Source organism: Curvibacter microcysteis (genome assembly GCF_028649455.1).
Taxonomy (GTDB): Bacteria; Pseudomonadota; Gammaproteobacteria; order Burkholderiales; family Burkholderiaceae_C; genus Curvibacter; species Curvibacter microcysteis.
This window is the reverse complement of record NZ_JAQSIO010000001.1, coordinates 787,263-809,713: the sequence shown is the minus strand read 5'-3', so window position 1 is coordinate 809,713 and position 22,451 is coordinate 787,263. Positions and strand designations below refer to the sequence as shown.

The 22,451-nt window shown below is 69.4% G+C and carries 21 protein-coding genes; 14 read left to right on the top strand and 7 right to left on the bottom strand.

The window, feature by feature from the left end; all coding sequences use genetic code 11:
• Positions 1–115: 115 nt before the first annotated feature.
• Positions 116–577: a CYTH domain-containing protein gene (locus PSQ39_RS03555; protein ID WP_273925213.1), complete on the top strand. Its 462-nt coding sequence runs from the start codon at positions 116–118 to the stop codon at positions 575–577.
• 1 nt (position 578) lies between these two features.
• Here PSQ39_RS03555 and PSQ39_RS03550 read toward each other — a convergent pair whose 3' ends face one another.
• The 6 genes from PSQ39_RS03550 to PSQ39_RS03525 all read right to left on the bottom strand — a co-directional run bounded on the left by PSQ39_RS03550 (position 579) and on the right by PSQ39_RS03525 (position 6,442).
• Complete coding sequence (locus PSQ39_RS03550; protein ID WP_273925212.1) at positions 579–977, bottom strand: VOC family protein; 399 nt, start codon at positions 975–977, stop codon at positions 579–581.
• A 32-nt stretch (positions 978–1,009) separates the two neighbouring features.
• Positions 1,010–1,483 (bottom strand): MarR family winged helix-turn-helix transcriptional regulator, encoded by a 474-nt coding sequence (locus tag PSQ39_RS03545; RefSeq protein ID WP_273925211.1) that lies wholly within the window; start codon positions 1,481–1,483, stop codon positions 1,010–1,012.
• A gap of 106 nt (positions 1,484–1,589) precedes the next feature.
• Positions 1,590–2,378 carry an ABC transporter ATP-binding protein gene (locus PSQ39_RS03540; protein ID WP_273925210.1) on the bottom strand — a complete coding sequence of 263 codons (789 nt, stop codon included), beginning with the start codon at positions 2,376–2,378 and terminating at the stop codon, positions 1,590–1,592.
• Positions 2,375–4,234, bottom strand: a complete 1,860-nt coding sequence (locus PSQ39_RS03535; RefSeq protein WP_409241976.1) for a branched-chain amino acid ABC transporter ATP-binding protein/permease — start codon at positions 4,232–4,234, stop codon at positions 2,375–2,377. Before PSQ39_RS03535 ends, PSQ39_RS03540 begins: the two co-directional genes overlap by 4 nt.
• On the bottom strand, positions 4,231–5,277 hold the full coding sequence (locus PSQ39_RS03530; protein ID WP_273925209.1) for a branched-chain amino acid ABC transporter permease: 1,047 nt from the start codon (positions 5,275–5,277) through the stop codon (positions 4,231–4,233). Before PSQ39_RS03530 ends, PSQ39_RS03535 begins: the two co-directional genes overlap by 4 nt.
• A 10-nt stretch (positions 5,278–5,287) precedes the next feature.
• Positions 5,288–6,442, bottom strand: a complete 1,155-nt coding sequence (locus tag PSQ39_RS03525; RefSeq protein WP_273925208.1) for an ABC transporter substrate-binding protein — start codon at positions 6,440–6,442, stop codon at positions 5,288–5,290.
• Positions 6,443–6,955: 513 nt separating this feature from the next.
• Here PSQ39_RS03525 and PSQ39_RS03520 point away from each other — a divergent pair.
• The 11 genes from PSQ39_RS03520 to PSQ39_RS03470 are packed head-to-tail and all read left to right on the top strand — an operon-like array spanning position 6,956 to position 16,244.
• Positions 6,956–8,122, top strand: coding sequence for an amidase (locus PSQ39_RS03520; RefSeq protein WP_273925206.1), 1,167 nt, complete (start codon positions 6,956–6,958; stop codon positions 8,120–8,122).
• Positions 8,094–9,275, top strand: a complete 1,182-nt coding sequence (locus PSQ39_RS03515; protein ID WP_273925205.1) for an acyl-CoA dehydrogenase family protein — start codon at positions 8,094–8,096, stop codon at positions 9,273–9,275. The genes PSQ39_RS03520 and PSQ39_RS03515 overlap by 29 nt, the downstream gene beginning before the upstream one ends.
• A 21-nt stretch (positions 9,276–9,296) precedes the next feature.
• Positions 9,297–9,689, top strand: a complete 393-nt coding sequence (locus tag PSQ39_RS03510; RefSeq protein ID WP_273925204.1) for an IacB protein — start codon at positions 9,297–9,299, stop codon at positions 9,687–9,689.
• Positions 9,690–9,703: 14 nt separating this feature from the next.
• Positions 9,704–10,279 carry a nuclear transport factor 2 family protein gene (locus PSQ39_RS03505; RefSeq protein WP_273925203.1) on the top strand — a complete coding sequence of 192 codons (576 nt, stop codon included), beginning with the start codon at positions 9,704–9,706 and terminating at the stop codon, positions 10,277–10,279.
• A 42-nt stretch (positions 10,280–10,321) separates the two neighbouring features.
• Positions 10,322–11,596: an aromatic ring-hydroxylating oxygenase subunit alpha gene (locus PSQ39_RS03500; RefSeq protein WP_273925202.1), complete on the top strand. Its 1,275-nt coding sequence runs from the start codon at positions 10,322–10,324 to the stop codon at positions 11,594–11,596.
• A gap of 17 nt (positions 11,597–11,613) precedes the next feature.
• Positions 11,614–12,090, top strand: a complete 477-nt coding sequence (locus PSQ39_RS03495; RefSeq protein ID WP_273925201.1) for an aromatic-ring-hydroxylating dioxygenase subunit beta — start codon at positions 11,614–11,616, stop codon at positions 12,088–12,090.
• Complete coding sequence (locus PSQ39_RS03490) at positions 12,087–12,845, top strand: SDR family NAD(P)-dependent oxidoreductase (protein WP_273925200.1); 759 nt, start codon at positions 12,087–12,089, stop codon at positions 12,843–12,845. The genes PSQ39_RS03495 and PSQ39_RS03490 overlap by 4 nt, the downstream gene beginning before the upstream one ends.
• Before the next feature lie 19 nt (positions 12,846–12,864).
• Positions 12,865–13,833, top strand: a complete 969-nt coding sequence (locus tag PSQ39_RS03485) for a PDR/VanB family oxidoreductase (protein ID WP_273925199.1) — start codon at positions 12,865–12,867, stop codon at positions 13,831–13,833.
• Between the two features lie 56 nt (positions 13,834–13,889).
• Entirely contained in the window at positions 13,890–14,387 is a 498-nt protein-coding gene (locus tag PSQ39_RS03480; protein ID WP_273925198.1) for a flavin reductase, read from the top strand.
• Between the two features lie 3 nt (positions 14,388–14,390).
• Complete coding sequence (locus PSQ39_RS03475) at positions 14,391–15,425, top strand: ketopantoate reductase family protein (protein WP_273925197.1); 1,035 nt, start codon at positions 14,391–14,393, stop codon at positions 15,423–15,425.
• Positions 15,426–15,473: 48 nt separating this feature from the next.
• On the top strand, positions 15,474–16,244 hold the full coding sequence (locus tag PSQ39_RS03470) for a class II aldolase/adducin family protein (protein ID WP_273925196.1): 771 nt from the start codon (positions 15,474–15,476) through the stop codon (positions 16,242–16,244).
• A 66-nt stretch (positions 16,245–16,310) separates the two neighbouring features.
• Here PSQ39_RS03470 and PSQ39_RS03465 read toward each other — a convergent pair whose 3' ends face one another.
• Positions 16,311–17,339, bottom strand: coding sequence for an LLM class flavin-dependent oxidoreductase (locus PSQ39_RS03465; protein ID WP_273925622.1), 1,029 nt, complete (start codon positions 17,337–17,339; stop codon positions 16,311–16,313).
• A 173-nt stretch (positions 17,340–17,512) separates the two neighbouring features.
• On the opposite strand from PSQ39_RS03465, the gene putA reads away from it, so the two are divergent.
• On the top strand, positions 17,513–21,265 hold the full coding sequence (gene putA / locus PSQ39_RS03460; protein ID WP_273925195.1) for a trifunctional transcriptional regulator/proline dehydrogenase/L-glutamate gamma-semialdehyde dehydrogenase: 3,753 nt from the start codon (positions 17,513–17,515) through the stop codon (positions 21,263–21,265).
• A 179-nt stretch (positions 21,266–21,444) separates the two neighbouring features.
• The gene (locus PSQ39_RS03455) at positions 21,445–22,443 is read left to right on the top strand and encodes a MurR/RpiR family transcriptional regulator (RefSeq protein ID WP_273925194.1); all 999 of its coding nucleotides are present in this window, start codon (positions 21,445–21,447) and stop codon (positions 22,441–22,443) included.
• Positions 22,444–22,451: the final 8 nt, after the last annotated feature.

The window sequence follows — 22,451 nt, the reverse complement described above, 5'->3', positions numbered from 1 at the left end:
TTTGGGTTTTCGATGCCTGTGTCACCGAGAATCAGAGCCCTCAGCGACGCAGACCCGTGCGCGCTCGATGTCCACAGTCCAAGAAGCAAAGATACAAAGAAAGCGGAGGTTCTCCATGGCACTCGAAATTGAACGCAAGTTCAAGCTCAAGACCCCCTCGGTGCTCGACGGCCTGACCGGCGAACACTACCTGCAGGCCTACCTCGCGCGCGGCGCGGTGTTGTTGCGCGTGCGGGTGGCGGCCGAGCGTGCCTGGCTCACGCTCAAAAGCGCCCCCTTGAGCGCCACCACGCGCCAGGAATGGGAGTACCCCATCCCGGTCGCCGACGCGCTGCAAATGGCGCGTCAGCCCGGGGCCTATGCGCTGGAGAAGACCCGGTTCTTCATCGACTACAAGGGCCACACCTTCGAGGTGGACCGCTACCACGGTGGGCTGGAAGGCCTCTACACGGTGGAGGTCGAGATGGCGGCCGAACACACCCAGGTCGAACTGCCCGCCTGGGTGGGCGAAGAGCTTACCGGCCGCAAGGGCTGGGACAACGAATCGCTGGCGCGCAACGGCTGGCCCGAGGCCTGAGTCACTCGGCCACCGGCTCGTGGCAGGCGAAGGCGATCTTGTTGCCTTCGGGGTCGCGCACATAAGCACCGTAGTAATGCGCGTGGTACTGGGGGCGCAGGCCCGGCGGCCCTTCGCAGCGACCGCCCTGGGCCAGGGCCGTGGCGTGGGCTTGGTCCACCAGGCGGCGGCTGGCCGCGGCAAACGCCACCATTTGCCCATTGCCGGCGGCATGGGGCTGGCCATCGTGCGGGGTGCTGATCACGAACAAAGGCCGCTGGCCCCCGGCGCCGTGCCAGCCGGCCCAGGGCCGCTCAGCGTCGACAAAGCGCTGCGCCAGTCCCAGGCAGGCCAGCACCGGTTGGTAAAAAGCCAGCGCGCGCTCAAAGTCGCTCACGCCCATGAACACATGTGAAAACACGCTTGCTCCTTGTGGTTGGCTGAGGCTGGGGCTCAGGGCCCTTCAAAATTGACCAGCACGCCTTGCAACAGCTCATTGAGCTTCTGGATCTGCGAAGGCGTCAGGCCTTTGAAGCTGCGCAGAAAGATGTGGCGTGTGGCCAGTTGGATGCGCTCGATGGCGTCGCGCCCGGCCTGGGTCAGGGTCACCTCGGTCACCCGGCCGTCTTGCTGCGACGGCGCGGTGTCGAGCAGGCCTTCAGCCTTCATGCGGTAGACCGTCTTGGTCACGGTCGACAGCTTGGCAATCGCATGCAGCGAGATCTCCGAGATGCTGCTGGTGCCGTTTTCCTTGAGGATGAACAAAATGCGCCAGGTCGGGATGTCCATGCCCACCGCCTTGAGCGCGGTTTCCATTTCCTGGGTGTAGCTGCCATAGACCCGCGCGATCCAATAGAAAGGAAACTCTTCCTTGCGGAACTCGGGGCTGGCGGGGTCGTAACGGCTGAGTTGCTTCTTGGTGGCCATGGAGTGAGGGGGGGCCGCGGGGGGCGGCCGCCGGACAAATACGGCGCTGCACTGGCGCCGAACCGCCATGTTAACGCGCAGTCCCCTGGGGACGTCCGCCTGGCTTTCAGGCCGCCAGCTTGTCCTGGTGTCGGCTGTGCAGGCCCAGGTAGGTTTCGACGATGCGCGGGTCGTCGGCCAGCTCGGCCGCAGGGCCCTGCATCACCACGCGGCCCAGCTCCAGCACGTAGGCGCGGTCGGCCACCTTGAGGGCGGCGCGCGCGTTCTGTTCGACCAGCAGGATGGACACGCCCTGGCGGCGCAGCTGTTCGATGATGCGGAAGATGTCGCGCACGATCAGCGGTGCCAGGCCCAGGCTGGGCTCGTCCAGCATCAGCAGGCGCGGACGCCCCATCAGCGCGCGCCCCAGGGCCAGCATCTGGCGCTCGCCACCCGACAGCGTGGCCGCCAGCTGGCTGCGGCGCTCTTGCAGGCGCGGGAACAGTTCAAACACCTCTTGCAGTGCATGCTGGTGGTGGCTGCCGGCCTCGCGTCGGAAGCGGAAGGCGCCCAGGCGCAGGTTGTCTTCCACACTCATGCTGGCAAACAGCGCCCGGGTCTCGGGCACCAGGGCCAGACCGCGCGCCACGCGAGCGTTCACGCCGCCGTCGCTCAGGGCCTCACCTTGCAGTTGGATGCGGCCCTGACGGGCTGGGAGCACGCCCATCAGCGCGGCCAGCAAGGTGCTCTTGCCCGCGCCGTTGGGGCCGATGACGGTGACGATCTCTCCGGCTTGGACTGTCAGGCTGGCCTGCGTCAGGGCCTCGATCTTGCCGTAGGCCACGCTGAGGTTCTGCACCTCGAGCAGGGGCGCCGTGGCGGCGTTGGGGGCTGGGGTGGGGGCGTGTTCACTCATGCAGAAGCTCCGAGGTAGGCGTCGAGCACCTGGTCGTTTTGCTGGATGTCCTGGGGCAGGCCTTCGGCGATTTTTTCGCCGAACACCACCACCACGATGCGGTCCACCAGGTTCATCACAAAGTCCATGTCGTGTTCGACCAGCAGCACCGCCATGCCTTCGGCGCGCAGGCGTTGCAGCAGCTCGGCCAGGGCTTGCTTTTCCTGGTGGCGCAGGCCGGCGGCGGGCTCGTCCAGCAGCAGCACCGCCGGGTCGGCGCACAGGGCGCGGGCGATCTCCAGCAGGCGTTGCTGGCCCAGGGCCAGGTTGCCGGCTTCGGCATGGGCCAGCGCACCCAGGCCGACGCGGTCGAGCTGGCGCTGGGCCTCGGCCAGCAGCGCGTGCTCCTCGCGCCGGTCCAGGCGCAGGGCGCTGGGCAGCAGGCCTTGGCGGCCGCGCAGGTGCGCGCCGATGGCCACGTTCTCCAGCACGCTCATGCTGGGCAGCAGCTTGACGTGCTGGAAGGTGCGCGACAGGCCGGCCGCGGCGATGCGGCGCGCGCCCCAGCCGCGCACGTTCTGGCCGCAGAACTCGATCTCGCCCGAGCTCGGTTGGTCCACACAGGACAGCTGATTGAACAGCGTGCTCTTGCCCGCGCCATTGGGCCCGATGACGGCCAGGATCTCGCCCGCCTTCAGGTCCAGGTTCAGGTCGCGGTTGGCCACCAGGCCGCCAAAGCGCCGTGTCAGTCCGCGCACCTGCAGCACGGTCTGGCCGCGTGCGGGCAGGGTGCGGCGGGGCAGGGCGTCGACAGGCCCGCTGGCGGGGGCCACTGCAGGGCGGCGGCGGGGCCAGCGGCGCACCATCCAGCCCGCCAGGCCCCAGGGCGCGCGCTGCATCAGCAGCACGATCAGCACGCCAAACACGATCGCGTCGTAGCTGCCGCTGCTGCCCAGCAGCTTGGGCAGGCTGTCTTGCAGCAGGTCGCGCGCCAGCGTCACCACGCCGGCGCCCAGCACCGCGCCCCACAGCTGTCCGCTGCCGCCAATCAAGGCCATGAACAGGTAGTCGATGCCCGCGCCCAGGCTGAACGGCGCCGGGCTGACAAAGCGCTGGTTGCAGGCATACAGCCAGCCCGACACGCAGGCCAGCGCGGCCGACAGCATGAAGGCGGTGAGCTTGGCGCGGAACACCGGCACGCCCATGGAGTCCGCCATCGCCTGGCCGCCGTTGAGCGCGCGGATGGCGCGCCCGCTGCGCGAGTCCAGCAGGTTGTGCACCAGCAGCAGCGCGCCCAGCACGGTGACCCAGATCAGCACAAACATCTTCTCGGGCTTGTCCAGCAGCCAGGGGCCCACGCTGAGCGCGGGCAGGCCCGACAGCCCGGTGTGCGCGCCCAGCACCTCCAGCGTGCCAAACAGGTAGAACAGCGCCAGGCCCCAGCAAATCGTGCCCAGGGGCAAGAAGTGGCCGGACAGGCGCAGGGTCAGCGCGCCCAGCACGGCGGCGATCGCCAGCGTCAGCACCAGGCCCAGCAGCAGGGCGCTCCAGTGCGATCCCGCCAGTGGCTGCAGCCAGGCCGGCAGGCTGGGCACGGCACTCAGGTAAGCGCAGGTGTAGGCACCCAGGCCGACAAAGGCGGCCTGGCCGAAGCTGGTCATGCCGGCCACGCCGGTCAGCAGCACCAGGCCCAGGGTGGTCAGCGCGGCCAGGCCAATGTTGTTGGCCAGTGTGAGCTGAAAGCTGGGCAGCAAGGGCCCCAGCAGCACAAACAACAGCGCCAGCAAGGGCAGGGCCCAGCGGCGCCAGGCGCCGCCGTGCAAAGCCAGGGCCGACGCCATGCGGGCCTCGGTGGGTGGGGGCAGGGTGGCGCTCATGCGTCCTCCTCATGGTGGTGGGTGGCGAGCGAGCGCCACAGTAGAAACGGCAGGATCAGGGTGAACACAATCACCTCCTTGTAGGTGCTGGCCCAGAAGGTGGAATAGGCCTCGACCAGCCCCACGCCCAAGGCGCCCAGGGCCCCCACGGGGTAGCTGATCAGCCCGCCGACGACGGCGCCCACAAAGCCCTTGAGGCTGATGATGAAGCCGGAGTCGTAGTACAGCGTGGTCAGTGGCGCGATCAGCACCCCCGACAGCCCGCCCATGAAGGCGGCCACGCCAAAACTGGCCTGACCCGCCAGCGTGGGCGAAATGCCCATCAGCTCAGCGCCCAGCCGGTTCACCGCGGTGGCGCGCAGCGCCTTGCCGTACAGGCTGCGTTCAAAGAACAGGTACAGGCCGCCAATCAACAACAGCGACACCACCAGCACCCACAGGGTCTGGCCGTTCAGCGTCACCGGTCCCAGGCTCAGGCCTTCTTCCGAGAACGGCTGGGTGCGAGCGCCCTCGGCGCCAAACATCATCAGCGCCAGGCCGACCAGCACCACGTGCACCGCGATCGACACAATCAGCAGCACCAGCGAGTGCGCGGCCGCGATCGGGCGAAAGCACAGGTCGTACAGCAGCGGGCCCAGTGGCACCACCAGGGCCAGGGTGTAGAGCGCTTGCAAGCCCATGGGCCAGTCGGCCGAGCCAGGCAGGCGGCTGATCAGCCACAGGCCGGTGGTCAGTGCCGGCAGCACCAGGGCCGGACCAGCGAACAGGGCTCGGGCCAGCGCGTCGCCCCGGCGCCAGGCGCGCCAGCCGCGCAGCGCCCAGTGCAGGGCGGCCAGGGCCAGCAGCAGCCAGGCCAGGCGGGCGGTCTGCCCGGCTTGCAAGGCGGCCATGGTCATGGCGCCAAAGGTCACGAACTCGCCCTGCGGCACCAGCATGATGCGCGTGACGGTGAAGACCAGCACGATGGACAGGGCCAGCAGGGCGTAGATGGCGCCGCTGGTCATGCCGTCCTGGCCCAGCAGCATGGCGATTTGCAGATCCATCACGCAGGCCTCACTTCAGCAGCGTCCACTGACCGTTTTTCACGGTGATCAGCTCGCGCCCGCGTTCGTCAAAGCCGCTGTGGTCGGCGGCGCTCAGGTTGTACACGCCTTGCGTGGCGGGCAACTCGCGCACCTGCTCCAGGGCGTCGCGCAGCGCGCTGCGGAAGGCCGGTGTGCCGGGTTTGCCGCCCTTGAGCGCGGCCGGGATGGCGGCCTGCAGCAGCAGCCCAGCGTCGTACACATTGGCGCCAAAAGTGGCTGGCTTGCTGCCGTGGAGTTTTTCATAGGCCGCGACATAGGCGCTGGCGATCTTCTTGCTCGGGTTGCTGTCGCTCATCTGGTCCAGCACCAGCATGCCGCTGGCAGCCAGGATGGTGCCCTCGACCTTTTTGCCGCCCAGCTTCAGGAAGTCGGGCAGGGCCGCACCGTGGGTCTGGTAGACCTTGCCGCGGTAGCCCTGGTCAAACAAGGTGGTCTGCGGCAGCACCGAGGAGCTGCCTGGGGCCGCGATCAGCACCGCGTCGGGTTTGGCCGCCAGGGTCTTGAGCGACTGGGCGGTCAGCGAGGTGTCCTGGCGCTGAAAGCGCTCGGCCGACACCAGCTTGATGCCTGCCTGGGTGGCCATGCCTTCAAACACCTTGTGCCAGTTGTCGCCATAGGGGTCGGCGGTGCCGATGAAGCCCACCGTCTTGATGCCGGTCTGGCTCATTTGCTGCACCAGGGCGCGGGCAATCAGGTCGTCGTTCTGCGTGGTCTTGAAGACCCATTTTTTCTGCTCGGTCATCGGCAGCACCACGGCAGCGGTGCCCACCGGGGCAAACATGGGCACACCGGCCTCGGCCACGAACTGGATCACGCCCATGGCGTTGGGCGAGCCGCTGGGACCGATCAGCGCGTCCACCTTGTCCTCGTTGATCAGCTTCTTGATCGCCGACACCGAGGCCGTCGGGTCGCTGGCGTCGTCCAGGGCGATGTACTCGATGGTCTGGCCCGCCACTTTGGTCGGCAGCAAGGGCACGGTGTTCTTCTGGGGAATGCCCACCAGCGCAATGGGGCCGGTGGCCGAGGACACCACCCCCACCTTGATCTGGGCCTGGGCCAGGTGGCAGGCGGCCAGCAGGCTGCTCAACAAAAGGGGACGGACGAGGCAGGAAAGAGGCGACATGGTGGCGAACTCCGCGCGCTGCTCAGCGCAAGGGTGAAGAAAAAAACGAGGGTTTCCTCCGGACCCAAGCGCGCGGCAAGCGCAGGCAACCTGGGTTGATCCAGGTCAGCATTAATCATGCCAAATTCCATTAAATAAATTTTGCAAAAATCCATGAAATACAAGACCGGAATCGACCGCTCTTATCAGTGGGGTCGGGTTTCTTCTGGGGAAATTGGGTGCCTGATTTTTTCTGGTCGATTCGGTATGAATTGCAACCGCCTTGTCTGATAAGGCTTTATGAGGGGTTGCTGGGTGGATTTATCCACCAGCACGGTGCGGCTTGCCCCAAATCGGCGCCATTTTGATCTTTGTCAGCACCGGTTTTGCTCAGGCAAAGCAGTGGGTTAATTAATTGACTATTCACGTAATAAAAACTAACTTTGCGCCCTGAGTGACAGCCCTGGTTCGGGGCTTTCTCGAGGGCACACCGGCCGCCCGGCCCGCCCTCCCACCTCTGAACGGAAGGGCTTCATGAACATCGTTTCGCAACCTCTCTCGCTGGGCGCCGACGGGCCCGCCGTGATGGTCAAGGACACCTTGGATGTGGCCGGCTATGCCACCCGCGCCGGCAGCCGGGCCTTGGCCGACGCAGCGCCCGCCACCCGCCACGCCGAGGTGGTGCAGCGCCTGCTGGCGGCCGGCTGGCACCTCCGTGGCAAGACCCATTTGCACGAGCTGGCCTTTGGCACCACCGGCATCAACCCCTGGGCCGGCACACCGCTGAACTCGGGTTGGCCTGACCGCGTGCCGGGCGGCTCGTCCAGTGGTTCCGCCGCCGCCGTGGCCGCAGGGCTGGTCGGCGTGGCCCTGGGCACCGACACGGGCGGATCCATCCGGGTGCCCGCCGCCTGCTGCGGCGTGTTCGGCCTCAAGCCCACCTTTGGCCGCGTCAGCCGCGAAGGCGTGTTGCCGCGCCACAGCACGCTGGACTGCGTGGGGCCGCTGGCTGCGTCGATGCCCGAGCTGGTGGCGGCCATGCAGGTCATTGCGCCCGACTTTGGCGCGCTGCCCGCCTTGCCCGAGCGCCTGCGCATTGGCGTGCTCGATGTCCCCGCCCAGCCTGGCACCTGGCAGGCCGTCCACCAGGCCTTGCAAGCCAGCGGCGAGACCCTGCTGCTCGTCCACCTGCGCCGCTTTGCCGAGGCTTACCACGCAGGCCTGAGCGTCATCAATGTCGAAACCTGGAGCGCTTGCCAGGCCCTGGTCGAGACCGGCCTGGTCGCCCCCGACGTGGCCGCCCGCCTGCGCCACGCCAGCCGCACCGACGACATCGCCATCAAGGCCGCCGCCGCGGTGCGCCGCCTGTTTGCCGCCGACGTGGACCAGGCCCTGGCCGACTGCGATGTGCTGGCCCTGCCCACCTTGCCCGAGCCACCGCCGCGCCTGAGCCAGGCCGCCGACACCGGCGCTTCGGTCGGCATGACCGCCCTGGTGCGGCCCTTCAATTTGTCGGGTCACCCGGCCATCAGCCTGCCTTTGTGCAATGCGCAAGGCCTGCCCGTGGGCCTGCAACTGGTGGCCTTGCGCGGCGACGACGAGCGCCTGTGCGCCATCGCCCAGCGCCTGTCCGAACGCCTTCACCTCACCGCCATCACCAACGGAGTCCCCCATGCAGACTTTGAGCCCGCAACGCACTGACAGCCCCGCCGCCGTGCGCCCTGTGCTGCCCCCTGAGAAGCCGTCCCTGGACCTGCTGCTCAGCGACATCCGGCGCCGCCGCGCCGAGTTCAAGAAGCAGCGCTTTGTCTCGCCCGACATCGTCGACCGCTTCGTCGAACAGGGCGTTTACCGCGCCCTGGTGCCGCGTCGCTTTGGCGGCCTCGAAGAGTCGCCGCGCCAGTTCTGCGAGCGCGTCGAAACCATCGCCCAGGCCGACGGCTCGGCCGGCTGGGTGGCCAGCTTCGGCATGGCCGTGACCTACCTCGCGGCCCTGCCCAGCGAGACCTTCGCCGAGATCTACGCCCACTCGCCCGACGTGATTTTTGCCGGCGGCATCTTCCCGCCGCAGCGCGCGGCCCGGGTCGAGGGCGGCTTCGAGGTCAGCGGGCGCTGGTCCTTTGCCAGCGGCTGCATGGGCGCGCAGTGGATCGGTGTGGGCATCGCCCCCGCCGACGGTGAAAAGACCAGCCTGCCGCGCATGGCCGTGCTGCCGCGCCACCAGGTGCAGATCGAGCCCGCCTGGGACGTGGTGGGCCTGGCCGGCACCGGCAGCCACGACGTGCGGGTGGACCGCGTGCTCGTGCCCGAGGCCTGGACCTTTGTGCGGGGCAGTGCCTCGCGCCTGGACGAGCCCATGTTCCGCTACCCCACGCTGTCCTTTGCCGCGCAGGTGCTGTCGGTGGTCAGCCTGGGCATCGCCCGCGCCGCCATCGACGAGCTGCGCCAGATGGCCGGTGGCCGCGTCTCGGTGACGGGGGCGCCGCGCCTGGCCGACCGCCCGCAAGTGCAGATCGAAGTGGCCCGCGCCGACGCCCAATTGCGCGCTGCCCGCGCCTTCTTCTACGACGCCATCGACCAGGTCTGGGAGGCCTTGCTGCGCGGTGACACGCCCCAGCCCGAGCAGATCAGCCTGCTGCGCCTGTCGGCCACGCACGCCACCCGCGTCGGCGCCGAAGTGACGCGTGCCGTGCAGATGCAGACCGGCATGACCGGCGTCTACGAAAGCTGCCCGATTTCGCAGCAGGTCTGCGACAGCCTGGTGCTGACCCAGCACGCCTTCATGGGCGACATCACCTTCCAGAACGCAGGCGCCATGTTGCTGGGCCTGCCGCCCCTGCCCGGATACCTCTGAACCCCGCAAAGGACTTTTGCCATGAGCACCCCCACCCCCACCCCCACCAAGCCGCTGCGCACCCTGTTTTGCATCGGCGTGAACCAGAACTTCTTTGACGCCACGGCCGACGAGGCCAAGGCCGTCTGGCTGGCCTTTGGCCGCATGATGAATGGCATTGGCGAGCTGCCCGGTGTCCACGTCCTGGGCAACATGGACGACGACCAGTCCATGGTCGGTCCCTCGGTCGGCTGGCCCTGGACCTGCTACGTGCTGGCCGACGTGCCCGACCTGGCCACGGTGCACGCCGCCTGCAATTTGTTCCGCACCCTGCCGGTCGGGGACGGCGCCTACAAGCTCTGGAAGTACTGCCGCGTCGAGGCCCGTGTCGGCCGCGAACTGGTCGTGCCGCCCAGCGTGCAAGCCGCTGCCTGAGCCCGGGGCCCGCCATGTCTGCCGAAGCTGATCTGTTGGCGCTGAGCGCCCGCCTGGCTGCCCTGGAGGCGCGCGTGCAACGCGGCGACGACCAGCACGCCATCCGCGCCTGTGTCAACCGCTACATGGCGCTGTGCGACCGCCTCGACGCCGACACCGACCTGCCCGCGCTGCTGGACCTGTTCACCGAAGACGCGCTGTGGCGCGGCAAGGGCGCACGCTACGCCGTCAGCTTTGGCGGCTACCAGGGTCGCGCCGCCATCGGCGAGATGTTCAGCCGCTACATGCGCACGCCGCCGCACTTTGCGCTCAACGTGCACTTCCTGTGCTCTGAACTGATCGAGCCCGAGGGTGACCAGGCCCGCGCCAGCTGGGTCATGTTGCAGACCTCCACCTTCGCCAGTGGTGATTCGCACCTCAACGCCGCCGAGCTCAGCCTGCAACTGCAGCGCGGTGCCGACGGCCGCTGGCGCATCGCCTTGTTCGAGACCGAAAACCTGTTCAGCCGCCCGGTCAGCGCCTGGCGCGACGCCAGTGCCTTGCCCGTGCCGGCGGCCCAGGCGACGCCTTCCGCGGCCAGCGCGGCCTGACCCCCTGACCAACCCTTCCTCCACCCACTTCCGACACCCGCCATGAACGCCCCTGTCCAACCCGTCTTCTTTCAGCGCCCGGTGGGCGACCTGGTCCGCGAGGACCGCGCCCACACCTCGCTCTACACCGACCCCGCCATCTTCGAGCAGGAGATGGACCGCATCTTCCGCAACACCTGGGTCTGGGTCGCGCACGAGAGCGAAGTCGCCGAGCCCGGCAGCTTCAAGACCCACTTCGTGGGCCGCGAACCCGTCATCGTGGTGCGCGACCGCAAGCAGCAGATCCATGTGCTGCTGAACCGCTGCCGCCACCGCGCCGCCACCGTCTGCGAGCACAAGAAGGGCAAGACCGCCAGCTTCGTCTGCCCCTACCACGGCTGGAGCTACGCGCTCGACGGCTCGCTGCGCGGTGTGCCCAGCCCCGACAGCTACGGCCAGTGCCTGGACAAGGGCGACTACCCGCTGTTCGGCCTGCGCGTGGAGTCCTACGCCGGCATGATCTTCGCCACCTTCCGCGACGACATCGAGCCCCTGGCCGACTACCTGGGCCCGGCGCGCAAGTGGATGGACCTGTTCATGAAGCAGGGCGCGGGCTACCCCATCAAGGTCGGCGGCGAACACCGCTTCCGCTTCCCGGGCAACTGGAAGATCCAGCTCGAAAACACCACCGACGCCTACCACTTCCCGCTGGTGCACAAGTCCTTCCTGAGCTCGGTGGACGCGCAGACCGAGCGCATGCTCGACTTCGTGGGCGGCCCCGGCTTTGTCGAAGACCTGGGCAACGGCCACAGCGTGATGGTGATGATCCCCGAGCTGATCGACCTCGAGGACCACCTCGACGACCCCATCCCCGAGCGCTTTGCCGAGCTGGCCGCTGAACTGGCCGCCGAAGGCCACAGCGACGAGCAGGTGCGCCGCATCGTGCGCGCGGTTGGTGGCTCGGGCTTCAACCTCAACCTCTTCCCCAACATCGCCTGCTCGATGGCCTTCTTCCGGGTGCTGCAGCCCATGTCGGTCAACGAGACCGAAATCCACCACGCGGTGCTGACCATGCAAGGCGGCCCCGCCGCCGCCAACCGCGCCCGCCTGCGCCTGCACGAGCACTTCCAGGGCCCGATGGGCTTCGGCACCCCCGACGACTCCGAGGCCTGGGAGCGCGTGCAAAAGGGCGCGCAGGCCGGCAAGGACTTGTGGATTCTGCTCAACCGCGGCTTGCCCGGTGAACGCATCACCGAAGACGGTCGGGCCAGCGACGTGAGCGCCGAAACCGGCATGCGCGCGGCCTACCGCGAGTGGAAAAAACTGATGACCGCCTGAACCTGGAGACCCCGCGCATGAAGCTCGACCTATTGAACGCCGCCACCGCTTTTGTCTGGACCGAAGCGGACCTGCTGGACCACGCCGACTACGAGGCCTGGCTGTCCCTGTGGGCCGCCGACGGCCTCTACATCATCCCCATCGACCCGGCCACCAACGACTTTGCCAACACCCTGAACTACGCTTACGACGACGCCGAGATGCGCGTCAAACGCGTCAAGCGCCTGACCAGTGGCGAGTCCATCTCCACCAGCCCCGCCGCGCGCACCGTGCGCAGCGTGTCGCGCCTGCGCGTGCTGGCCCAGGACGGCGACCGCCTCACCCTGCGCGGCGCGCAGGAGCTCAGCGAGTTCCGCAAGGACACGCTGCGCCGCCATGTGGCCGACGTCACCTGGGTGCTGCAAGCCCGTGGTGACAGCTTTGTCATCCACAGCAAGGTGGTGCGCCTGATCAACTCCTCCGATGCGCTGACCAGCATCGGCTACATCCTGTGAGCGCCCCCACGTCGATCGCCCCGGTCGCCCTGATCACCGGGGCCGCCGCCGGCCTGGGCCAGATCATCGCGGCCGAGCTGCACGCCCACGGCTACCGCGTGGTGCTCAGCGACCGCCACGCCGAGGCCGCGGTGGCCGCCGCCGCCGCGCTCGACCCCAGCGGCCAGACGGCGCTGGGCCTGGCGCTGGACGTCAGCCACAAGAGCGACTTTGAAGCCGCGCTGGCCAGCACCCGCGCGCGCTGGGGCCAGCCCTCGGTGCTGGTCAACAACGCCGCGCTCACGTTGACCACGCCGCTGATGAGCATCAGCCCGGAGGAGTTCGAGCAGGTGCTGCGCATCAACCTGCGCGGCACCTTCCTGGGCTGCCAGGTGTTTGGCGCGGCCATGGCCGAAGCCGGCCACGGCCGCATCATCAACCTGGCCTCGCTGGCTGGGCAAAACGGGGGCACGGCCTCGGGCGCGCACTACGCCTCGTCCAAGGCCGGCATCCTGACCCTGACCAAGATCTTTGCGCGCGAACTGGCGGCGCGCGGCGTCACCGTCAACGCGGTGGCCCCAGGCCCGATGGAGCTGCCCTCGGTGCGCGCCGCCGTGCCGCCCGAGCGCCTGGAGCCGCTGATCAAGGCCATCCCCGTGCAGCGCCTGGGCAACCCGCAATTCGTCGCCCGCATGGTGCTGCTGCTGGCCAGCGCCGAAGCCGACTTCGCCACCGGCGCGGCCTGGGACTTCAACGGCGGCATCTTCATGCGCTGATTTTTGGGAGTGCACCTTCATGAGCTCTGAAACCCTCCACGTGGTGCTGCGGCACCGTGAACTGCAAGCCGGCCAGGTGCTGGTGCTGGAGCTGGCCGACGCGGCTGGTCAGGCCCTGCCACCCTTTGAGGCCGGGGCCCACATCGACCTGCACCTGCCCGGCGGCCTGTCGCGCCCGTACTCGCTGTGCGGCGACCCGCGCGAGCCCGGCCGCTACCGCCTGGGCGTGCTGCGCGACCCGGCTTCGCGCGGTGGCTCGGTGGCCGTGCACGAGCAGTTGAGCGAGGGCCAGGCCCTCACCATCAGCCGCCCGCGCAACCACTTCCCGCTGCAAGCCGGTGCCGCGCACAGCGTGCTGGCCGGGGGCGGCATCGGCATCACGCCGATGATCGCCATGGCCTGGGCGCTGCACGCCAGCGGCGCCTCGTTCGAGCTGCACTACTGCGCCCGCTCGCGCAGCCAGTGCGCCTTCCTGGACGAGCTGGCCCGCGCCCCTTGGGCCGAACGCGTGCAGCTGCACTTTGACGATGCCGAGCCCGCCCAGCGCCTGCAACCCGCCGCGCTGCTGGCCGGCGCCGTGGCCGGCACCCACCTCTATGTGTGCGGCCCCACCGGCTTCATGGACTGGGTCATGGCCGAGGCGCGCAGCGCGGGCCTCGCCGAGGCGCAGATCCACCGCGAGTACTTCGGTGCCGCCGTGCCGGCCCATGCCGCGGGCGACGCGCCCTTTGAGCTGGTGGCCCGGCGCAGCGGCAAAACCGTCACCGTGGCGCCGGGTCAGAGCATGGCCGAGGCTTTGCACAGCGTTGGCGTGCGCATCACCTTGTCGTGCGAACAAGGCGTGTGCGGCACCTGTGCCTGCGATGTGATCGAGGGCGAGCCGGAGCACCGCGACGCCTACTTCACCGACGAGGAAAAAGCCGCCAACGACCAGGTCCTGGTGTGCTGCTCGCGCGCCCGTTCGGCGCGCCTGGTGCTGGACCTCTGAGCCCCGGCGACGCTGCCTTCCCCACTGCCCCATCCACCTCAATTCAGGAGCCCACCATGGTGCCTCTTCAACAATTCCGCGACGGCATGTCCTTGCTGACCGGTGCCGTCACCATCATCACCACCGACGGCCCGGCCGGCCTGGCGGGCTTCACCGCGTCGGCGGTCTGCAGCGTCACCGACCAGCCCCCCACCTTGCTGGTGTGCATGAACCGCAACTCCTACGCGCACCCGTTTTTTGCCGGCAACGGGGTGCTCTGTGTCAACGTGCTGAGCGCGGCGCAGCAGCCGCTGTCGGCGGCCTTCGCGGACCGGGCCTTGAGCATGCCGCAGCGCTTTGAGCGCGCCTACTGGCAGCGCTTGCAAACCGGCTCGCCCGCCTTCGAGGACGCGCTGGTCAACTTCGATGGCCAGATCGTCGCCACCCACGAGGTGGGCACGCACAGCATCTTCTATGTCGAGCTGCGCGACATCCGCCAGCGCAACGACAACGCGCCGGCGCGGGGCCTGGCCTACTTCAACCGCCATTACCACCCGCTGGGTGTGGCGGCCTGAGCCATGAGCCTGCTGGAACCGGCTTTGGCCACCTCTTTTCCCGGTCCTTTCCCTGCCCGGGCCCGCATCACCATCGCGGGCGCTGGCGCCATCGGCTGCACCCTGGCCACACGCCTGGCGGCGGCCGGCCACCAGGTCAGCCTGCTGGCGCGTGGCAACACCTTGCGTGCAGTGCGCGAGCAGGGCCTGCGGCTGGACGACTTGAATGGCTGCACCCACGCTACCGTGCAGGCCGACGCTGCCCCAGTGTTTGGCGTGCAAGACCTGCTGTTCCTGTGCAGCAAGTCGCAGGACCTGCCGGACCTGGCCGCCAGCGTGGGCCCCTTGATCGGCCCGAACACGGTGATCGTGCCCACGCCCAATGGCGTGCCGTTTTGGTACTTCCACCGCGCGGGCGGTCGCTTTGACGGCCAGAGCGTGCGCGCGGTCGACCCACAAGGCGTGCTGCCGCGCCTGCTGCCCCTGGACCAGGTCATCGGCGCGGTGGTCTTCATCACCGCCGAGCTCAGCGCGCCCGCCCAGGTGCTGTCGCGCACCCCGCACCTGATGATGTTGGGCGAGCCCTCGGGCGCCATGAGCCCGCGCCTGCTGTGGCTGCGCGAGCTGCTGTCCGGCGCCGGCATCGAGGCACGCGCCCTGGAACGCATCCGCGACAAGCTGTGGACCAAGGTCATGGCCAACCTCACCTCCAACCCGCTGTCGGTGGTCACCGGCGCCACGCTGGAGGAGATCTACACCCAGCCCGCGCTGCTGGCCACCGTGCGCCAGGTGATGCACGAGGTCATGCTCACCGCCTGCGCCTACGGCGCTCGCCTGGACTTCGATCCGCAGGAGTTCCTGCGCCTGGGCGCAGGCATGGGGGCGGTGCGCACCTCCATGCTGCAGGACTACGAGCGCGGCCGCCCGCTGGAGCTGGCCGCCATCGGCGAGGCCGTGATCGAACTCGCCGAGCGCTACGAACTGCCCACCCCCGCCACGCGCTCCCTGCTGGCCCTGGCGCGCTGGCGTGGCGCCGAGCGCAGCCGCCTGGCGGCTTGAGACCGCCTTCCTTCCCGATCAATTCGCCCTCTCATTTTTGGAGCTTTCATGGACCTGACCCCGACCCCGCAGCAACTCCAGCCCGCCCACTGCAGCGACAGCGAATGGGCACTGCGCTGCCAGCTCGCCGACGCCTACCACCTGGTGGACTACTTCGGCTGGACCGAGACCATCTTCAACCACATCTCCGCGCGCATCCCTGGCAGCGACCACTACCTGGTCAACCCCTTCGGCCTCAACTACGACGAGGTCACGCCGGCCAACCTGCTCAAGGTGGACCTGGCGGGCCACAAGGTCGAGCCCTCGGTCTACGACGCCAACCCCGCTGGCTTTGCGCTGCACAGCGCCATCCACGGCGCGCGCGAGGACGTGCACTGCGTCATGCACACCCACACCACCGAGGTCTCGGCCATCGCCCTGAAGCGCGCGGGCTTCGGCCACGACGACTTCTACGGCGCCCAGCTCACGGGCCGTGTCGGTTACCACGCCTTCGAGGGCATCACCCTGTTCGCGGACGAGAAGTCGCGCATGTTGAGCAGTCTGGGTGACAAGCACATCCTGGTGCTGCGCAACCACGGCGTGGCCGTGTGCGAGCTGGACATTGCCCGCACCTTCTTCCTGCTCTGGACGGTGCAGCGCGCCGCCGAGATCCAGTGCGCCGCCGGGGCCCTGGCGGGCGACAACGTGGCCCTGCCCGGCGCGGTCAGCCAGCGTTGCGCCGACCTGACGGCGCAGCTGATCCGCGAGGACGGTTTTGCCGAGAAGTTCTTTGACGCCATGGTGCGTCAGATGCGCTCGCGCCAGGCACGGCGCGGCTGAGCGCCAGGCCAAGCCCAGGCTTGAGATGGCGGCGTTCAGGGGCCGTGGGCGCCCTGACGCTGAGGCTCAGGCGGGCACCGCCTCAGCCCGGCGCAGGGCCGCGGCGGCCACCTCCAGCGAGCGCAGGCGCAGGTCGGCGTCATACACATCGCTGACCAGCATGAACTCGTCCGCCTCGGTCAGCTCGGCCAGGCGGCTCAGGCCGGCGTGCACCGTGTCCGGCCCGCCCACCACGGCGGCGGCCAGGAAGTCGTCAATCGCGGCCCGCTCCTGTGGGTGCAACTGGGCGCGGTAGTTCGCCACCGGGGGCTGCAGGCGGCGCCGATCGCCCGTCAGGATGCCCAGCACGCGCTGGTAGGTGCTGCTGGCCAGGAATTCGGCCTCGTCGTCGGTCGGGGCCGCAATCAGCGGCACACCGACCACCACATAGGGTTTGGCCAGTGTGGGCGAGGGCTTGAACAAGCGCCGGTACAGGCCAATGGCCTGCAGCAGCTGGCGCGGCGCAAAGTGCGAGGCAAACGCATAGGGCAGGCCGCGCTCGGCCGCCAACTGGGCCGAGAACAGGCTCGAGCCCAGCAGCCAGATCGGCACGTTGGTGCCCGCGCCCGGCATGGCGATCAGGCGCTGGCCTGGCTGGGCGGGGCCCAGCAGGCGCTGCAGCTCGGCCACGTCGCGCGGAAAGTCTTCTTCGGTCTCCACCCGGTCGCGGCGCAGGGCGCGCATGGTCGGCCCGTCGGTGCCCGGCGCGCGGCCCAGGCCCAGGTCGATGCGCCCGGGGTACAACTCGGCCAGGGTGCCAAAGGCTTCGGCCACCACCAGGGGCGCGTGGTTGGGCAGCATCACCCCGCCCGAGCCGACGCGGATGCGCTGGGTGCCGCCCGCGATGTGGCCCACCAGCACGGCGGTGGCCGAGCTGGCAATGCCATTCATGTTGTGGTGTTCCGCCAGCCAGTAGCGTTTGAAGCCCAGGCTTTCGGCGTGCTGCGCAGTGCGCAGTGCCAGGGCCAGCGCGCCGGCCACGGTGCCGCCTTCGCGCACCGCCACCAGGTCGAGCATGGACAGGGCAATGTCTTGGAGTGCTTTCATGCGGCCCATTGTGCGACGCACGGCGCGCGCCCGCTGGCGCGGTGGCACAAAACCGGGTCGGGACCGGGTGGTTTGGGGTTTTGCTTGGTGATTTGTTCGGTTGATTTTCCAAAATACAAACAGTTATTCGGATTCATCCCTCGGAAGATAGCGGCATTGTCTGAATTTCTGGAAGCCTCGCCATGTCTGCCTTGCCCCCCACCGACCTGCCTTTTGCGCGTTTCACCCCCGGCCTGAACCCGGCTACCCCGCTGCGCGCGGCCATCACGTCGGCCTGGCGCCGGCCCGAGCCTGAGGCCCTGGCCGACCTGCTGCCGCAGGCGCGCTTGCCGCAGCCCTTGGCCCAGGCCACCCAGCAACTGGCGCAGCACCTGGCGCACCAGCTGCGCGAGCGCAAGCGGGCGGGTGGGCGCGCCGGCATCGTGCAAGGGCTGTTGCAGGAATACGCCCTGTCCTCGCAAGAAGGCGTGGCCCTGATGTGCCTGGCCGAGGCCTTGCTGCGCATCCCTGACGCGGCCACGCGCGACGCCCTGATCCGCGACAAGATCGCCAACGGCCAGTGGGCCACCCACCTGGGCAAGAGCCCCTCGCTGTTCGTCAACGCCGCCACCTGGGGCCTGTTGCTGACGGGCAAGCTGGTCGCCACGCACAGCGAAAGCGGCCTGGGCTCGGCCCTGGGGCGCCTGACCGCGAAGGGCGGCGAGCCCCTGATCCGCAAGGGCGTGGACATGGCCATGCGAATGATGGGCGAGCAGTTCGTCACCGGTGAAACCATTGGCCAGGCCCTGGTCAATGCGCGCCCGCTGGAGGCCCAGGGCTTTCGCTATTCCTACGACATGCTGGGCGAGGCGGCGCTCACCACCCACGACGCGCAGCGCTACCTGCGCGACTACGAGCAGGCCATCGACGCCATCGGCCAGGCCTCGGCCGGGCGCGGCATTTACGAAGGCCCGGGCATCTCCATCAAGCTCTCGGCCCTGCACCCGCGCTACCAGCGCGCCCAGGTGTCGCGTGTGATGGGCGAGCTGTACCCGGTGCTGCTGCGCCTGGCCTTGCAGGCGCGCCGCCACGACATCGGCCTGAACATCGACGCCGAAGAAGCCGACCGCCTGGAGCTGTCCTTGGACTTGCTCGAAAAGCTCTGCTTCGAGCCCGCCCTGGCTGGCTGGAACGGCATTGGCTTCGTCATCCAGGCCTACCAGAAGCGCTGTCCCTTTGTGATTGACCAGGTGCTGGACCTGGCGCGCCGCAGCGGCCACCGCCTGATGGTGCGCCTGGTCAAGGGCGCCTACTGGGACAGCGAGATCAAGCGCGCCCAGATCGACGGCCTGGACGGCTACCCGGTCTACACCCGCAAGGCCTACACCGACGTGTCCTACCTGGCCTGCGCGCGCAAGCTGCTGGCTGCGCCGGAGGCGGTCTACCCGCAGTTCGCCACCCACAACGCCCACACCCTGGCCGCCATCTACCAGATGGCCAACCCGGACACGTACCACAGCGCTCAGTACGAATTCCAGTGCCTGCACGGCATGGGCGAGCCCCTGTACGAGCAGGTGGTGGGCGCGGTGGCTGCCGGCAAGCTGGGTCGCCCCTGCCGCATCTACGCCCCGGTCGGCACGCACGAAACCCTGCTCGCCTACCTGGTGCGCCGCCTGCTCGAAAACGGCGCCAACACCTCGTTTGTGAACCGCATCGCCGACCACAGCCTGGCCCTGGAAGACCTGGTGCAAGACCCGGTCGAAGCGGTCGAGCAAATGGCTGAGCGTGAAGGCACGCTGGGCCTGCCGCACCCGGCCATCCCCTTGCCCCGCGAGCTGTACGGCACGGCGCGCCTGAACTCGCGCGGCCTGGACCTGGCCAACGACCAGCACCTGCAGGCCTTGCTGCAGCAGCTGCAGCAAAGCGCTGAGCAGCCCTGGCAGGCCGGCCCGCTGCTGGCGCAGGACGCCGCCCCCGGCCTGGCCCGCCCGCTCAGCAACCCCGCCGATGTGCGCGACCTGGTGGGCCTGGTGCAAGACGCCAGCACCGCCGACGTGGCCAGCGCCGTGGCCGCCGCCAGTGAGCAGGCGGCGGCCTGGGCCGCCACCCCACCCGCCGATCGCGCCACCGTGCTGGAGCGCGCCGCTGACTTGATGGAAGACGCGCTGCAACCCCTGATGGGCCTGCTCATCCGCGAGGCCGGCAAGACCTGCGCCAACGCCATCGCCGAGGTGCGCGAGGCGGTCGACTTCCTGCGCTTTTACGCCGCCCAGGCGCGGCGCGATTTCAGCCAACCCGGCCACAGCGCCCTGGGCCCGGTGGTCTGCATCAGCCCGTGGAACTTCCCGCTGGCGATCTTCGCCGGCCAGGTGGCTGCCGCCCTGGCCGCGGGCAACCCCGTGTTGGCCAAGCCCGCCGAGCAAACCCCGCTGGTCGCGGCCGAGGCCGTGCGCCTGCTGTGGCAGGCCGGCGTGCCGCGCGCGGCGGTGCAGCTCCTGCCCGGCCCCGGTGAGACCGTGGGCGCCCAGCTGGTGGCCGACGACCGCGTGCAAGCGGTCATGTTCACCGGCTCCACCGAGGTGGCGCGCCTGCTGCAAAAGAACCTGGCCGGTCGCCTCGGCGCCAGTGGCCAGCCCGTGCCCCTGATCGCCGAGACCGGCGGGCAAAATGCCATGATCGTGGACTCCTCGGCCCTGGTCGAGCAGGTGGTCAGCGACGTGGTGGCCTCGGCCTTTGACAGCGCGGGCCAGCGTTGCTCGGCCCTGCGCGTGCTGTGCGTGCAAGAAGAAGCCGCCGAGCGCGTGATCGAGATGCTGCAAGGTGCCATGGCCGAGTTGCGCCTGGGCCGCCCCGACGAGCTGGCGGTGGACGTGGGCCCGGTGATCGACGCCGAAGCCCAGTCCAACATCCAGCGACACATCGACACCCTGCGCCAGCGCGGCCGGCGCGTCTACCAGCAAGCCGGCGTGGGCCCGGCCCAGGCGACCCAGCAAGGCACTTTCGTGGCACCGACGCTGATCGAGCTGGACAGCCTGGCCGAGCTGGAGCGCGAAGTCTTCGGCCCCGTGCTGCACCTGGTGCGCTACCGCCGCCAGGACCTGCCGGCCCTGCTCGACCAGATCAACGCCACCGGCTACGGCCTGACCCTGGGCCTGCACACCCGCATCGACGAGACCATCGCCCGCGTGGTCGGCCACGCCCACGCCGGCAATGTGTACGTGAACCGCAACATGGTCGGCGCCGTGGTCGGCGTGCAGCCCTTTGGCGGCGAAGGCCTCTCGGGCACCGGCCCCAAGGCCGGCGGCCCGCTGTACCTGTACCGCCTGCTGGCCAGTCGCCCCGATGACGGCCCGGCCCGCACCTTTGTCCAGGAGGGCGAAGCTGGCGGCGGCGACCGCCCGGTCGGCCCGGGCAGCCCGCTGGCTGCTTTGCAGCAGTGGGCCACGGACCAGGGCCGCAGCGCCTTGGCCCAGGCCTGCAATCGGCTGGGCGCGCTGTCGCACAGCGGCTGCTCGCGCGTGCTGCGCGGCCCCACCGGTGAGCGCAACCTCTACACCTGGCTGCCGCGCGAGGCCGTGCTGTGCCTGGCCGACAGCGACGCCGACCGCCTGCTGCAACTGGCGGCCGTGCTGGCCGTGGGCAGCCAGGCCGTCTGGCCGGTGGCCGCTGAGGCCCAGCGCGCACGCTTGCCCGAAGCGGTGCAAGCCCGCATCACCTTGTGCACCGACTGGACCCAGGCGCAGCTGGCGTTTGACGCCGTGCTGCACCACGGTGAGCCCGAGGCCTTGCGCGCCGTCTGCGCCCGCCTGGCGGGTCGCCCTGGCCCCATCGTGGGCGTGACCGCGCTGCGCCCCGGCGATGCCCGGGTGCCGTTGGAGCGCCTGCTGATCGAGCGCGCCCTGAGCGTCAACACCGCGGCCGCGGGCGGCAATGCCAGCCTGATGACCATCGGCTGACACTCCCCGATCCGCCTGGCCCATCGCGGGCCTTTTGCCTGCCAAACGCCCCCTCGTGGGGCGTTTGGCTTTGGGCGCTGGCGCTGCACAGCGCGCCCGCCGTCCGCCCCAGGCAAACCCTGGCACAGCGGGCCTGTAAATTGCTTTACAGTCCCGCACTTCTCTGAAAAGATCCTTTCATGCACCCTTTTGAACCCGCCGCAGACTGGGCTGGCCGCTTTGCTGGCCTGCCGGTCTTGCAGTTGGTGGCCACCCAGGCGCCCAGCCTGCCGGCCGCGCTGCAGCGCATGGCGCGGGCGGTGCTGGCGCACCCGTTTCGGGCCGCCACCCTGAGCATTGAAGAGTTCGCCCGCGAGGTCGAGGTCTCGGTGGCCACGGCCAACCGCCTGGCCCGCGCGCTGGGCTTTGCCGGCTACCCGCAGTTCCGCGCCGAGCTGGCGCGTGGCTTTGAGTCCATCCTGGCGCCGGTCGAGGCCTTGCGCTCCAACCTGGCGCAGGCCGCCAGCACGGCCGAGACCATGGCCGCCTCGCTGCAAGAGACGCGCGACAACCTGGAGCGCACCCTGCAGGCCCTGCAAAGCCCGGCCTGCGAAGCGGCAGTCGAGCTGATCCTGGGGGCCGAGCAGGTGCTGAGCCTGGGTTGGGGCAGCAGCGCGTTTTTGGCCGGCCTGCTGCAGCACGAGCTGGAGCCTTATTGCGCCCTGGCCGGTTGCCTGGCCCAGGCCGGCGGGCCCTCGCACGCGGCGCGCCAGCTGTTCCGCCGTGGCCCGGCCGATTTGCTGATCGTGATGGCCTTTCCGCGCTATGTGGAAGACTCGATTGAACTCACCCGCCTGGCGCGCGAGCGCGGCATGAAGGTGCTGGCCCTGACCGACAAGCCCGCGTCGCCCCTGGTCCCCCTGGCCGACGTGGTGCTGTACGCCCACACCCAACGCCAGATGGCCGCCACGTCCAACGCCACCGCCCTGGCCCTGGTCGAGGCCCTGGTGGCCGCGGTGGCGCGGCGCACGGAAGGCGCGGTGGAGCGCCAACGCGAGCTGGCCCACAGCGTCATGCCCTGGCTGCACCTGGAGGTGGCGTCGGCCCCGCCGGCAGCGCGCCGCCGCCGCCTCAGCCCCGCCCCGGGCGAGGCCCCCCGATCCAACCCGCCGCCGCCCCAGGGCGAGCCGGCCCCCTGAAGGTTTGC